A 13775-nucleotide genomic window follows, 5' to 3' on the forward strand; every position below is an offset into this window, starting at 1 on the left:
CGACTCCTACGGCCCCGACAGCCCGGAGCCGCTCGCGCAGCAGTGGCGCACCGTCGCGGCTCTGTCCGCGCTCGGCGTCGAACCGGACAAGGCGTGGGCCGACTTCCACCGCGTGCCTGGTGGCGCCGAACTGGCCAGTCTCGTCGGGCTGTCGCACTCCTCCGGTACCGCCGTCGCCGCTGGCTGCGAGCGCATCGCTTCGCGCCTGCGCGACGCGGCCGCCGATGACGCGACAGCCAGAGCCGAACGCGCGGGCGTGCTCATCAGCATCCCGCTTACCGCATTTTTCCTACCCGCCTTCTTCGTCCTCGGACTCATCCCCACGGCAATCAGTCTGGGGACCCACCTCACTCAAGGAGCACAACCATGAACCGTCTTGCAGCATCACTTTTCACCCACATCCACACGAAACTGTCCAACGACAAGGGCATGAGCACCATCGAGTACGCCTTTGGCAGCCTCGCGGCCGCAGCCCTCGCCGGTGTTCTATACATGGTGGTCAACGGCAACGGTGTGACCTCGGCCATCGAGCGCGTCATCACCGACGCACTCAGCAACACCCCGGGCTAGGACTGCGCCCATGCTTTCCGACGACCGCGGCTCCGTCACCGTCGAAGCCGCACTCTCGCTCGCGGTGCTGGTGACGCTAGCGGCCGCGATTGTCGCAGGCATTGCCACCCTGGCCGCCTACATCTCCGCCGTCGACATTGCGGGCGCGGCGGCGCGCTCCCACGCCATCGGGGTCGATTTCACCCCGGGGCGCGGCACCGTCGAGGTGCACGAATCGGCGGGATTGGTGCACGTTACCGCGGTGGTCGACGCCCCGCTTACTCCGATGTCGGCCACGGCGACGTTCCCAGTGGAGTTCCGGTGAAGGCCCGGCACCTCGCTGGCGACGAGGGCTACGCCACGGTCACCTCCGCCGGGATCATCACCGCCGTGACCAGTCTTATGGTCCTCGTCGTGGGTGTCGGCGCGCGTGTTGCGGACAGCCACCGCGCCCAGCTCGCCGCTGACCTCGCCGCCACGGCGGGCGCGACCGCCCACTACAGCGGGGTCGACGCCTGCCGGGTGGCGGCGGAGACGGCAGCGCACAACTCCGCGCGCCTGCGCACGTGCGAGCTTATCGACGGCGACGTGACTGTCAACGTCAGCGTGTCCATGGCCACGGCGACGGCCCGCGCCGGGCCGCTATAGCGCCGACATGGTCACCAGCGCGCCGAGCAGCTTGATCGCCGCGGCCTTGTCCAGCGGCTGGTTGCCGTTGCCGCACTTCGGCGACTGCACGCAGGAGGGGCAGCCGGTGTCGCAGCCACAGGCGCGCACCGCCTCGTAGGTGGCGGTGATCCACTCGTGGAAGCGGGCGAAGCCCTCGTCGGCAAACCCGGCCCCGCCGGGGTGTCCGTCGTAGACGAACACCGTCGGCAAAAGGGTGTCCTGGTGCAAGGCGGTGGACACGCCGCCGATGTCCCACCGGTCGCAGGTCGCCAGCAGTGGCAACAGACCGATCGCCGCGTGTTCCGCGGCGTGCAGCGCCCCGGGGATCTCAGCGGGGGTGATGCCGAGCTTGTCCAACACCAGCGGGTCGATGGTGTAGGCGACCGCGCGGGTGATCAGGCGCTGCTCGGGCAAATCGAGCGGGATGTGTTCGGAGACCGTGCCATCCGACAGGCGCACCACGTAGCCGGTGACGCGGTCAACCACCTCGACGTCAACGCTGGCCAGCCACAACCCCGGCGAGAGCTGGCGCGGCTCGCTGGCCTGTGCCAGGATGCTGATCTCCGTGGTTGAGCGCGCGTGGGTGGAGTAGTCCGGCATGGCCGGGGAGGCCAGCGCGACGTAATCGTGCAGGTCGAGGGTGTCGATGACGTAGTACTCGCCCTGGTGGATGTACACCGCCCCGTCGTGGACCTGGCTCATTGCGCGCGATGCGTCAATGGTGCCCAGCAGGCGGCCGTCGGAAGTATCGACGATCATCACCTGCTCCCCAGCGCCACCTCGCAGGCTCACCGCGGCGTGCGCGGTCTCCGGGCTGAGCTCACCCTCGAGCCGCGGCACCGCGAACCACCCGGAATTTCTACGGCGCAACAAGCCGGCCGCGACGAGCTCGTTGACGACACCGGCGGCGTTGAACTCCTCAACGTCGGCCTCGGTCAGCGGCTTTTCCACGGCGGCGCAGTAAACGTGGTCGCGCAGGATGAAGGGGTTAGCGGGGTTGAACACGCTGTTTTCCACGGGCCTTCCCAGCAGCGCGGCCGGGTGGTTGACCAGGTAGGTGTCCATCGGCTCGTCGCGGGCGATCATCACCACCGCCGCCGACTGCCCGCGGCGCCCCGCGCGGCCCGCCTGCTGCCGGAAGGAAGCGACAGTGCCGGGAAAACCGGCCATGACCACGGCGTCGAGCCCGCCGACGTCGATACCCAGCTCGAGCGCGTTCGTGGTGGCCACGCCGAGCAAGTCCCCGTTGTCCAGCGCCCGTTCGAGCGCGCGGCGGTCCTCGGCAAGGTAGCCCGCGCGATACGACGCGATGCGCTCGGCGAAGTCTGCACGGCCCGCGACCACCAGGTCTTCGGCCGTGCGCATGGCGACGAGCTCCGCGGCGCGCCGGGAGCGCACGAAGGTAAGCGTCCGCGCGCCCTGCTCAACCAGGGTGGCCATCACGCCCGCGGCCTCGGTGGTGGCGGCGCGGCGCACGTTGTCCTCGATAAACCCCGGCTCCCACAAGATCAGCGTCTTGTCGCCGGTGGGTGCGCCGTCGTCCGTCACGGCCGTGACCTCGCGACCGCACAAACGCCCCGCCTGGCCAGCGGGATCGGCGGTCGTGGCCGAGGCGAAGATCAGCGTCGGGGAGCTACCGTAGGCACGGCACATCCGCAGCAGCCGGCGCAGCACGAGCGAGACGTGCGCGCCGAACACCCCGCGGTAGGTGTGGCACTCGTCGACGACGATAAAACGCAGGTGACGCAGCAGGCGCGCCCACCTGACGTGGTTCGACAGGATGCCCGCGTGCAGCATGTCGGGGTTGGTGAACACGAAGCGGGTCTGCTCGCGGATCCCGGAGCGCGCCTCGACGGGAGTGTCCCCGTCATAGGGGGCGGGGTTGACGCCGCCCAGGCCCGGCACCTCGCGCACCAGCCTGGAGGCGGACTGCAGCTGGTCGGAGCCGAGCGCCTTCGTCGGTGTGAGGTACATCGCGCAGGCCTGCGGGTCGGCGGCCAGCGTGGTCAGGACGGGGAGCTGGTAGCATAGCGATTTGCCTGACGATGTCCCCGTGGCGACGACGACATCGCGGCCCGCAAACGCCAGGTCCGCGGCCTCGCGTTGATGGGAATAGAGGTGCGTTATGGAGGCGTCGATAAGCGAGCTCTTAAGCTCGGGCGCAACCCAGCGCGGCCACGGCGCAGTGCGCGCTAAGGAGGCGGGGACCTGCTCGACGTGGGTGATGGTGGCGGACGGAAAACGCTCGCGGAGCTGGGCGAGGATTTCGGCGCCGAAGGAAAGAGACATCGGGACAAAAGAGTACGCCACAACATTCGACGGGGCGAACAATTCATGGCATAATGGTTGTTGGTCGCAGATTCTGTGCGCGCCTAGCTAGGTGCTCGCGAGTGTTTGTACGCGGGCACCAGGTCCATTTTTGGCCTGGTGGTTCCTCGACCGAGTTTCAACCACAATTTTTGAAAGGCACATCAATGGCTACCGGAACTGTCAAATGGTTCAACGCTGAAAAGGGCTTCGGCTTCATCGCTCCCGACGACGGCTCTGCCGACGTCTTCGTTCACTACTCCGAGATCCAGGGCAACGGCTTCCGTACCCTCGAGGAGAACCAGCAGGTCGAGTTCGAGATCGGCGACGGCGCCAAGGGCCCGCAGGCCCAGGCTGTCCGCCCGCTCTAAACGCTAGGCGCCTCTAACCCCCTCCGCGTGAGGGGGTTTTTGCATGTCAGAGCTTGGACACGCCGCGGCGCACGTCAAGCCACTCGAACAGCCGTACCTGGAGCTTCTGAATTCCGAAGCCAACTAGGGAGCCGAGTGTAACGCCTACGATCAAGGCCAGCAGCGGCCAGTCGGCGAACAGGGAACCGCCGAGGTAACCGACGCCGACGCTGAGGAACGCCCAGATGATCACGCCGATTGTGTCGTAGAAGAAGAAGGCGAACCAGTTGTAGCCCACCGAGCCGAGCACAATGGTTGCCACCCAGCGCGCCCAGGGAATGAAGCGCGCGACGATGATCGTGGCTCCTGCGCGGCGCTTCATGTTTCTGCGCACCCACGTGATCGCGGCGCCGGCCTTCGATTCCGGGTCGAGGCGGTTGACCACCTTGATAAGCCGGCTGCCGAGCAGGAAACAGATGTTGTCGCCGATGATCGCGCCGATCACCGCCGCGATGATCACCCCCACGGGGTTGGGCACGCCCACCGAGGCCGCGAACGCGCCCGCCAGGTTGAGCACCGTTTCCGAGGGAATGATGGGCGCGAGAGCGTCCCCGATGATAAGGAGCGTGACCAGCGGATAAAAGACAGGCATCTGCATCAGTTCCTCGAGGAAGCTGATGAAGGAATCGATCACCGTGGTTCTCCTTTCGGGCGGGTACACGCTGCGGGCTCGGTTAAACCTCCCAGCGATTCTAGTGTTCGGAGTTGACGTGTGCCTGGGAGGTTGCACCGAAGTCCCAAATTCTCTGATACAACTAAAAGAGTTTTACTCCTGCACTCGGCGCGGCCTGCCCGCCAACTCGCAAGAGACGTAATTAATAAGGTGCAGGTCGAGAAAGTGCGAAGTGAGGTGTCACCCAGCGTGGCGGAGAACGGCAAGACCCTCGTCATCGTCGAGTCGGCGACGAAGGCCAAGAAGATCCAGAAGTACCTGGGCAGCGACTACATCGTCGAGGCCTCCGTGGGCCACATCCGTGATCTCCCCGGCCGCGCCGCCGACATCCCGGCGAAGTACAAGAACGAGCCCTGGGCGAAGCTGGGGGTCAACCCGGAGGACGGGTTCGAGGCGATTTACGTCGTCAGCCCCGACAAGAAGAAGAAGGTCGCGGATCTCAAGGGGAAGCTGAAGGATTCCGACAAGCTCCTGCTGGCTACAGACCCGGACCGCGAGGGCGAAGCGATTGCCTGGCACCTGCTGGAAACGCTTAAGCCGAAGGTCCCCGTCGAGCGCATGGTGTTCAACGAGATCACCGAGTCGGCGATTCGCGATGCGGCCGAAAATACCCGCGAGCTCGACCACAACTTGGTCGACGCCCAAGAGACCCGCCGGATCCTGGACCGCCTCTACGGCTACGAGGTCAGCCCGGTGCTGTGGAAGAAGGTCATGCCGCGCCTGTCGGCGGGGCGCGTGCAGTCGGTGGCCACCCGCGTCATCGTCGAGCGCGAGCGCGAGCGCATGGCGTTCATCTCCGCCGAGTACTGGGATCTGACCGCCACGCTGAAAGGCTCCAGCGAGTTCGACGCGAAGCTGGTGAGCGTTGATGAGCGTCGCGTCGCCCAGGGCCGCGACTTCGACGACCGGGGCCACGTCAAGTCCGACGACGTGTACGTGGTCGATCAGGCCGCCGCCGAGGCGCTGGCCGAGGGACTCGAACACCGGGACATGAGCGTTGCGGACGTAGAGGAAAAGCCGTATTCGCGTCGGCCGTATGCGCCGTTCATGACCTCGACGCTGCAGCAGGAGGCGGGGCGGAAGCTGCATTTCACGTCCGCGCGCACGATGCGCATTGCGCAGCGCTTGTACGAAAACGGCCACATCACCTACATGCGTACGGATTCCACGGCGCTGTCGGCGCAGGGGCTTCAAGCGGCGCGCACGGCCGCGACGGAGCTTTACGGGGCGAACTACGTCACGGCGCAGCCGCGCACCTATGCGCGCAAGGCGAAAAACTCCCAGGAGGCGCACGAGGCGATTCGCCCCGCAGGCGAGCGCTTTTCCACGCCCGGCCAGCTGGCCAACTCGCTCGACGCCGAGGAGTTCAAGCTCTACGAGCTGATCTGGCAACGCACCGTCGCCTCCCAAATGGAGGACGCCCGCGGGACCTCGATGAAGGTCACGGTGGCGGGCGAGGCTGCTTCGGGGGAGAAGGTCGCGTTCGCCGCTACCGGCCGCACGATCACGTTACCGGGCTGGTTGCGCGCCTACTCCGACACCCAGGACAACGAAACGCACCTGCCTCAGCTGAGCAAGGGCGACGTCCTGACCACGGTGAAGATCACCGCCGATGGCCACTCCACCAACCCGCCGGCGCGCTACAACGAAGCCAGCCTCGTTAAAAAGATGGAAGACCTCGGCATTGGGCGACCGTCGACGTACGCCTCGATTATCAAGACCATCCAGGACCGCGGCTACGTGGTCGCCCGTGGCAACGCTTTGGTGCCCACGTGGGTGGCGTTTTCGGTCATCGGGCTGATGGAGAACAACTTCGACGCGCTCGTGGACTACGACTTCACCTCCTCCATGGAGGACGAGCTCGACGAGATCGCTCACGGCAACGAGAACCGCACGCGGTGGCTGAGCGGTTTCTACTTCGGTGATGCCTCAGCCGACGACAACATGGCTGACGCCATCGCCCGCCGCGGCGGGCTCAAGCACATCATCGAGGACAACCTCGAGTCCATCGACGCGCGCCAAGTCAACTCGCTGAAGCTTTTCGACGACTCCGCCGGGCGCGCGATCAACGTCCGCGTCGGCCGCTACGGCCCGTACATCGAGCGAGAGGTGGGCACGACCGCAGACGGTGAGCCCGAGTACCAGCGGGCGAACCTTCCCGAGTCCGCCACCCCGGATGAGATCACCCTGGAGATGGCGGAGAAGCTGTTCGCGATTCCGCAGTCGGGCCGCGAGCTCGGGGTCAACCCCGCCAACGGCCGCACGGTGGTGGCCAAGGAGGGCCGTTACGGCCCGTACGTCACCGAGCTCGTGCGTGACGACGAACGCGCCACCGCCGAAGCCAACGCCGAGAAGGTCGTGGCGAAGGAGCGCGCGGATGAGGATGCCCAGCGCGCCGCGGAGGGAAAGCGGGCGAAGAACTGGGAGACCAAGACCGCTGCCGCGCAGAAGGAAAAGCGTGTGGCCGCGCTCATCGACGAGCAGCTCAAACCCGCCACCGCGTCTTTGTTTTCGACGATGGAGCCTGCCGAGGTCACCCTTGACGAAGCGTTGCAGCTTCTCAGTCTGCCGCGAGAGGTGGGCGTGGACCCGGCGGATGGGGAGATGATCACCGCCCAGAACGGCCGCTACGGCCCGTACCTGAAGAAGGGCAGCGACTCGCGCTCGTTGTCGAACGAAGAGCAGATCTTCAGGATCACGCTGGATGAGGCGCGGCGGATCTACGCCGAGCCGAAGCGCCGGGGCCGCGCCGCGGCGAAGCCCCCGCTGAAGATGCTGGGCGATAACGACGTTTCCGGCAAGCCGATGAGCATCAAGGACGGCCGCTTCGGCCCGTACGTCACCGACGGTGAAACCAACGCCTCGCTGCAGCGCGGCGACACCCCGGAAACCATGACGGACGAGCGCGCCAACGAGTTGCTGTCAGCGCGTCGAGCCCGCGAGGCGGACGAGGGGGCGGCGACCAAGACAACTGCCAAGAAGGCAGCCAAGAAGGCGGTTAAGAAGGCAGTGAAGAAGGCAGTGAAGAAGCCCGCGAAAACCACCAAGCGCGTGGTCAAGGCGAAGCGGAGGAGCTAGCTAGTACCTGTCCGCCAGTGTGGAGCGCACGGGGCGGGCAAGCTGCGTCATCTTGTTGCGCCCGCGCAGCTCGATCGACTTCATCAGCGTCCAGCGCTGCTGCTCAACCTCGTTGGCGGCGCGCAGGGTCGCGGCGTTGGTGAGCACCCGACCCGGGGAGTTTTTGGCCAGGTCCGTCAGGCGCGCCGCGGCGTTTACGGCGTCGCCGATGACGGTGTACTCAAACCGGTCGGAGCCGCCGATGTGGCCGGCGACGACATGGCCCGAGGCGACACCGATGCCGGCCTGGAGCTTCAGCCCGCGCAGTTCTTGGCGCAGTTCGCGCGCGGTTTGCAAGGCGTGGGAGGTGGCGTCGTGAAGCGCTGTGGGCGCGCCGTAGACCGCGAGCGCCGCGTCGCCCTGGAACTTGTTGATCACTCCCTTGTTGCGGTGCACGACCTCGACGACGATGGCGAAGAACTCGTTGAGCGCGGCGACGACCTCCTCGGGTGAGTGGTTGACCGCGAAGGTGGTGGAGCCGATGACATCTACGAACACAACCGCGGCCTTGCGGTCCTCGCCTCCGAGCTCGGGTTTTTCCTCGAGCGCGCGTTGCGCGACCTCGCTGCCGACGTAGCGGCCGAAGATGTCGCGCACCCGCTGGCGCTCGTTGAGCCCGCGCATCATTTCGTTGAAGCCGGCTTGCAGGACGCCGATCTCGGAGCCGTCGTAGATGTCAACCTGGGTGTCCGATTCGCCGCGGCGGACCCGGTTGATCGCCTCCTGGAGCTCCTTGATCGGGTCGACCACGCCCATGATGGCGAAGATGGTGCCGATGCTGCCGGTGGCGAGCGCGGTAAGCGAGAGTGCGGACACCGCCGGCATGAGTTCACCGGGGGTGTTGGTGAAAAACCCGCTGCGCTGCGCCCACACCAACAGGAGGATTCCGATCAGCGGGATCGCGGTGGTGGTGAACCACGTCATGTACAGGCGCGTCTTGATAGGCGGCTCGAGCGTCGAGTCCTCGAAGCGCCGCGCCAGCGCGGAGGCCGCAATGGGGCGCACCAGGCGCGCGGCCTGGACGTAGGTCAACAGGGCGACCACGAGGCAGGCCATGAGCGTGGAGATGAGAACCACGATGGTCAGGCGGGCGTCGATACGCGATGTGGCGATGGTGGCGATCGCGATGCCGATCAGCCACACCCCGACCACAATCACCGTCTGCAGCATCGGGATGCGCAAAACCAGGTTGCGGACCATGTTGGGGTCGTGGCCCTCCGGCGCGCGCTGCCACTCCAAGACGGGCCTGAACAGGAAGAACGTGACCACCACGCCGACGAGGACAGCGAACGCGGCGTAGGCGATGCCGAGGACGCCGAGCCCGCCACCGGTCATGGAAAGCTGCTCGACCTCGGCCATCGGGATGAAGTAGCGGATGAACGTCATGATCGCGATTCCGCCGAGCACGTTGGTGCCCAGCACGGTCAGGGCATACAGGGGCCACGATGTGCCCCAGAGCCACTTGAAGCCGCGCCAAATTCTGTCCACGTCGACCTACTTTAGTGGGATCGCGATTGGTGCGGGGCAGGTAGTATTGTTGCAGGCGTGACTAGGGCAAGCGTGAGCGAGCGCCTCGCGGACATTCCCCGGGTGCGCGAGACGATCCTGCGCGCGGCCGAGGCGGCGCGCGGCGCGGGGGAGAGCTACGCCATGTCGCACGCCTGGCTGTTCACGGGTCCTCCCGGCGCGGGCCGCTCCACCACGGCTGTCGCCTTCGCCGCCGCGCTGGTGTGCACGGACCCCGATGTGGTCGGCTGCGGCCGCTGCGACAACTGCCGCGCCGTATTCGCCGGCGCCCACACCGATGTCGTGCACATTGTGCCCAAGGAGCTAGTGATTTCCGTGGAAACGGTGCGCGGGATCGTCAACCAGGCATCGCGCTTGCCGACGGTCGGCGCGTGGCGCGTCATCATCATCGACGAGGCAGATCGCTTCTCGACGGCCGCAGCCGACGCATTCCTCAAAACCGTCGAGGAACCCCCCGCGTCGACCGTGATCATCTTGTCGGCGCCATCGACCGACCCCGAGGACTTTTCCACCATGCTGCGCTCGCGCTGCCGCCACCTTTACGTCCCGGCGCCGTCGGAAAGTGAAATCGTGCGGTTGCTGACCCAGGAGGAGGGGGCGAGCGAGGAGGTCGCGCGCCTGGCTGCCGCGGCCTCGCTGCGCCACATCGGCCGGGCTCGCCGGCTCGTGCGCGAGTCCGGCGCGCAGACCCACCGCGCGCAGGTGATCAACCTGGCGGAGCTGGTCTTCCACGGCGATGCCGCGTTCAAGGCCGTGGGCGCACTGGTCGCCGCCGCCGATAAGGAGGCCGTCGCCGCGCACGCGGAGGCCGACAGCGAGGAACGCGCCGCTTTAGAACGCGCCCTCGGCATGGGCGCGAAAGGCAAAGGCGCGGCGAAAGCGCTGCGGGGGGTCGCCTCAAGCGTCAAGCAGCTGGAGACGCAGCAGAAGGCGCGCGGCACGCGGCGCACCCGCGACGTCCTCGATCTCGCACTGGTGGACCTGGCCGGCATCTACCGCGACGCGCTCGTCCTGGCCAGCGGCGCGCGGGTCGGGCTGACCCACCCCGACTTCGAGGGGCTGTCCCGTGAAATCGCGGAACGGGTGAGTGTGGAGGGCCTCGTCGCCTGCCAGGACGCCATCGCGCGGTGCCGGCAGAGCCTAGACCAGAACGTGACTCCGGTGATTGCGTTCAACGGCATGATCGGCCGCATTCGCCAGGCCTGCAACGTGAAGTGACCTGCGGGTTTTCGGGGAGGGGCGACCTGGGTTAAGCTGTTGTACCGGTGCGATTGCTCCGTGCAATCGCCCGGCCACCTTAGCTCAGTCGGTAGAGCATCTCACTCGTAATGAGAAGGTCGCGAGTTCGATTCTCGCAGGTGGCTCATTTTCTTTTTCGGCGGTAGTACACCTGCCTACGCACATGCGCGACGACCTCGCCCGCCTCGCTGGTGACCTCGGTATCGAACCAGTGCAGGTACTTTGATCCGTCGGCCGTCTTTTCCTTGATCAGATCGTAGGTTTCGTCGGAGATCTCCATCACCGCCGTGATGGTTCCCTTTCCCGGTTTCAGGAATCTCACCTCGCCCGCGACATCCCACACGGTGTACTCCTTGCCCAGCCGTGCCATCGAGGCGAGCATGAAAAACGGGTCGGTCATCGCCATGATTGTGCCGCCGAAGGCGGTGCCCACGGCGTTGCGGTTGAACTTGGTCAGCGTGTGGTCCACCACCACACGCGAGCCGTCGTCGGCGAATTCGCGAACCCGGATTCCGGCGCCGAGAAACGGCGGCCAGAAATTCATGAACCTGCGCAGTGTTTTTGCGGAGAAGTGCATGGCGTGCACTCTACCGCTCGTCATCGCGTGTCGATGCCGGCAGCAGGCGCGACACCACCTTGCCTGTGGCATTGCGCGGCAGCTCGGTCACGAAGTTAATGTCTCGCGGCACGGAGTGATCGGCGAGGTTGAGACGGACCCATTCACGGATTGCGTCGGAGGTCAGGGCATCTCCTGCCTCGTCGTCAGTGGGGACAACCCACACGGCGACGCGCTTGAAGGTGTCCTCGTCGTCAACACCTCCGGAATGGATCTCATCGATGCCGGGCATGCGCTCGAGAACCTCGGTGACGGACTGCGGGTGGACGTTTTCCCCGCCGACAATGATCATGTCGTCGTTGCGGCTGAGCACGTGGAGGTGCCCGTCGGTGTCGAAGTAACCCAGGTCGCCCATCTCGATGAGGCCGTCGATCTCCACGATGGGGGTCTGGGGGTTGGAATAGCCCTTCAACGCAGTTTCGTTAGTGAGGAAGATCCGCCCTACCTCGCCGGGCTTGGTTTCGCGCCCATTGTCGTCGTAAATCCGCAAGATCGTGCCCGGAGGAATGCGGCCGGCGATGGTCGGATCCGCCGCGACCATCTCCGCGTTGGCACAGGCCGCCAGGGCCAGCTCGGTGGAGCCGTAGTAGTTGGCCAGGATGGGCCCGAAGCGCTCGGTCATGCGCTCCACCAGAAGCGGTGTCAGCGCATTTCCGGACGAGGCGATGAACTTCAGGTTCGAGGTGTCGAACTTCTTGTTGCCGGGGATGGCGAGCATCTGCTTGAAAAAGATCGGCGAGGACACCAGCCCGTCACAGCGGAAGTCCTGGATCTGGCGGAACACTTTCTCTGGGTCGAAGACGCGCTGGGTGATGATGGTGTTGCGCAGCGCGAGCGAGACATTGACCGCCGACCAGCCCCAGGTGTGGAACATGGAAGCGGTCAGTTGCACCGTCATCCCGGATCGCCACGGCACGGTGGAGAGGTACCCGCCGATCACGAACGGCAGGATGGGCTCCGGGCGGAGGATGCCCTTCGGCACCCCGGTGGTGCCCGAGGACATCAGGACGATGTTGCCGTGGGAGGGGAAAAGCGGCAGTTGCGGTGCGTTGTCGGCCTGCTCCACCCCTTCCGCGATGCGGGCGAGGGTGGGTTCGCTCCCGTGTGCCGTCGTGGTGTGTGCCCAGATGACCTCGATGTCGTCCATGTTCGCAGGGATCCGGTCGGCGAATTCGTCGTCGATAAACAGCACGTTGATGCGGTTCTCCGCGAAGATGCCGGCGAGCTGCTCCGGGGAGGAACCGACGTTGAGCAGGAACAGGTGCCCTCCGGTGAGGCCTTTCGCACCCATGGGTATGACCACGCCGCGGCCGTTGCGGGCCATCACCGCAACACGGAGCTCTTCCACCCCCCGGTCGCGCTTGCGAGCGAGGAGCCACGTGGCCACAGCGCGGGTCTGATCGCGTAGCTGGCGGTAGCTCAGGACCCCGTCGTCGTCGATAAGCGCGTTGCGCTCTGGGCACGCAGCGGATGACTGCTCGATCTCGCGCGCCGTGGTGAAGCGGTAGCGGCTGTAGAGGGGGAGAACCTTGAAAAGCGCGGCGGGGCTGCCTTCCGGCGACAACGCGCCCGCGCCGATGCCGGCCCGGAGGAGGCGCACCAGCGACGTGGTGGTAAAGGTCACGCGCTGCATTGGGTTCAGGGTGGGCATTGGCTTCTCTTTTCCGTCGGTGGTGCCAGTGCGTGTTCACCACCTTATCGTTGATACCGTGCGCGGTCTGGACTTTCGCCAGGGTGGGGGTTAACGCTGTAACGCTGACACGGTTGGCGGCGATACTCTAGGATGCAATAGAAATGCCTGTGACGTTGTAGTTGTAGAGGAGTCCTGCATGCTCGCCCGTACCATCCGCCTCCGTGTAGTGGCCGTGTGCGCCACCGCGCTCGCTGCCTTGTCCATGGCGCACGCTCCCGCGAACGCGCAGCAGCGCAACATGGTGATTTTCGGGGACTCGGTCATCTCGGACCCGAACGCTCCGCAGTGGTTGGCCGGCAAGCTCGGGCTCGACCCGCGCGGGTCGTCGGGTGTCGGCACGTGGTGCCCGCAGAGCCCGACGAGCTGGGGGCGGCAGGCGGCGGCGCAGCTCGGGCTGGCGGCGTCCGATTACTCCTGCACGGGTACGGTGACGGTCTCGCCCGGCCCGCAGCTGTATACCCAGGTCGACCGTGCATTGTCCGACGGTGCGCTGAACCCGGGCACGGCCCGGGTGATCATCACGACCGGTTTCAACGACACCTACAACAACGAGGGCCGTCCGGATGCTGACGTGCGCCGCGACTTTGTCAACTACATGATTCCGCAGGTCAGCCGCATCCGTGCCGCCGCGCCGAATGCGCGGATCCAGTTCGTGGGTTACCCGAAGATCACCTCCGGCGACAAGGTGTGCCTGTTCCACATCGCGCCGAACGTGTCGGACTGGACGTCGTTCGCGCAGATCCAGCGCTGGGAGGATCAGGCGCAGTGGATGTCGGTCGATGCTGCCCGGGCGACGGGCACCGAGTTCCTGGATGTGAAGCCCTCGACGTGGAACAACAACATGTGCGCCCCGGACGATCAGCGGATGTGGGCCGGGTTGGTCGATTTCTACGCAGGTCCCGGCAATTTGCCGATCCACGTGAACCAGCGGGGCCACGATCACGTGGCCCGCGTCATCGCTAACTCCTAGTCGCC

Annotated in this window: 13 protein-coding genes and 1 tRNA gene; 9 read left to right on the forward strand and 5 right to left on the reverse strand. The window is 66.0% G+C overall.

Going from position 1 to position 13775, the window contains the following annotated elements:
• The 4 genes from HMPREF0298_RS01400 to HMPREF0298_RS01415 all read left to right on the forward strand — a co-directional run.
• Positions 1-370 (forward strand): type II secretion system F family protein (locus HMPREF0298_RS01400; RefSeq protein WP_006839297.1); only part of this gene is annotated, 370 nt, incomplete at its 5' end.
• Positions 367-570 carry a DUF4244 domain-containing protein gene (locus HMPREF0298_RS01405; protein ID WP_006839298.1) on the forward strand — a complete coding sequence of 68 codons (204 nt, stop codon included), beginning with the start codon at positions 367-369 and terminating at the stop codon, positions 568-570. The genes HMPREF0298_RS01400 and HMPREF0298_RS01405, both read left to right, overlap by 4 nt.
• A 10-nt stretch (positions 571-580) precedes the next feature.
• Positions 581-874 carry a hypothetical protein gene (locus HMPREF0298_RS01410; RefSeq protein ID WP_006839299.1) on the forward strand — a complete coding sequence of 98 codons (294 nt, stop codon included), beginning with the start codon at positions 581-583 and terminating at the stop codon, positions 872-874.
• Positions 871-1197 (forward strand): Rv3654c family TadE-like protein, encoded by a 327-nt coding sequence (locus tag HMPREF0298_RS01415; protein WP_006839300.1) that lies wholly within the window; start codon positions 871-873, stop codon positions 1195-1197. Before HMPREF0298_RS01410 ends, HMPREF0298_RS01415 begins: the two co-directional genes overlap by 4 nt.
• Here HMPREF0298_RS01415 and HMPREF0298_RS01420 read toward each other — a convergent pair.
• Positions 1192-3507, reverse strand: a complete 2316-nt coding sequence (locus tag HMPREF0298_RS01420; protein ID WP_040422142.1) for a DEAD/DEAH box helicase — start codon at positions 3505-3507, stop codon at positions 1192-1194. The two genes, HMPREF0298_RS01415 and HMPREF0298_RS01420, sit on opposite strands and share 6 nt — an antisense overlap.
• A 185-nt stretch (positions 3508-3692) precedes the next feature.
• Here HMPREF0298_RS01420 and HMPREF0298_RS01425 point away from each other — a divergent pair, with 185 nt between their 5' ends.
• On the forward strand, positions 3693-3896 hold the full coding sequence (locus HMPREF0298_RS01425) for a cold-shock protein (RefSeq protein WP_006839303.1): 204 nt from the start codon (positions 3693-3695) through the stop codon (positions 3894-3896).
• A 46-nt stretch (positions 3897-3942) separates the two neighbouring features.
• On the opposite strand, the gene HMPREF0298_RS01430 is transcribed toward HMPREF0298_RS01425, so the two are convergent.
• Positions 3943-4569: a DedA family protein gene (locus HMPREF0298_RS01430; protein ID WP_006839304.1), complete on the reverse strand. Its 627-nt coding sequence runs from the start codon at positions 4567-4569 to the stop codon at positions 3943-3945.
• Positions 4570-4797: 228 nt separating this feature from the next.
• Here HMPREF0298_RS01430 and topA point away from each other — a divergent pair, with 228 nt between their 5' ends.
• Positions 4798-7686: a type I DNA topoisomerase gene (gene topA, locus HMPREF0298_RS01435; protein WP_050758238.1), complete on the forward strand. Its 2889-nt coding sequence runs from the start codon at positions 4798-4800 to the stop codon at positions 7684-7686.
• On the opposite strand, the gene HMPREF0298_RS01440 is transcribed toward topA, so the two are convergent.
• A complete protein-coding gene (locus HMPREF0298_RS01440) occupies positions 7687-9213 on the reverse strand; it encodes an adenylate/guanylate cyclase domain-containing protein (RefSeq protein WP_006839306.1) in 1527 nt (508 codons plus the stop codon).
• 57 nt (positions 9214-9270) lie between these two features.
• Here HMPREF0298_RS01440 and HMPREF0298_RS01445 point away from each other — a divergent pair, with 57 nt between their 5' ends.
• Together HMPREF0298_RS01445 and HMPREF0298_RS01450 are read left to right on the forward strand one after the other, a co-directional pair.
• Positions 9271-10470 (forward strand): DNA polymerase III subunit delta', encoded by a 1200-nt coding sequence (locus tag HMPREF0298_RS01445; protein ID WP_006839307.1) that lies wholly within the window; start codon positions 9271-9273, stop codon positions 10468-10470.
• A gap of 73 nt (positions 10471-10543) precedes the next feature.
• Positions 10544-10616 (forward strand) — tRNA-Thr (locus HMPREF0298_RS01450).
• Here HMPREF0298_RS01450 and HMPREF0298_RS01455 read toward each other — a convergent pair.
• Together HMPREF0298_RS01455 and HMPREF0298_RS01460 are read right to left on the reverse strand one after the other, a co-directional pair.
• Positions 10616-11068 (reverse strand): DUF4442 domain-containing protein, encoded by a 453-nt coding sequence (locus HMPREF0298_RS01455; RefSeq protein ID WP_040422344.1) that lies wholly within the window; start codon positions 11066-11068, stop codon positions 10616-10618. The genes HMPREF0298_RS01450 and HMPREF0298_RS01455 overlap by 1 nt on opposite strands.
• Positions 11069-11078: 10 nt before the next feature.
• Entirely contained in the window at positions 11079-12758 is a 1680-nt protein-coding gene (locus HMPREF0298_RS01460; RefSeq protein ID WP_006839309.1) for an AMP-binding protein, read from the reverse strand.
• Between the two features lie 178 nt (positions 12759-12936).
• Here HMPREF0298_RS01460 and HMPREF0298_RS01465 point away from each other — a divergent pair, with 178 nt between their 5' ends.
• Complete coding sequence (locus HMPREF0298_RS01465; RefSeq protein ID WP_006839310.1) at positions 12937-13770, forward strand: GDSL-type esterase/lipase family protein; 834 nt, start codon at positions 12937-12939, stop codon at positions 13768-13770.
• Positions 13771-13775 lie beyond the last annotated feature (5 nt).

The organism is Corynebacterium lipophiloflavum DSM 44291, from assembly GCF_000159635.1.
GTDB classification, from domain to species: Bacteria; Actinomycetota; Actinomycetes; order Mycobacteriales; family Mycobacteriaceae; genus Corynebacterium; species Corynebacterium lipophiloflavum.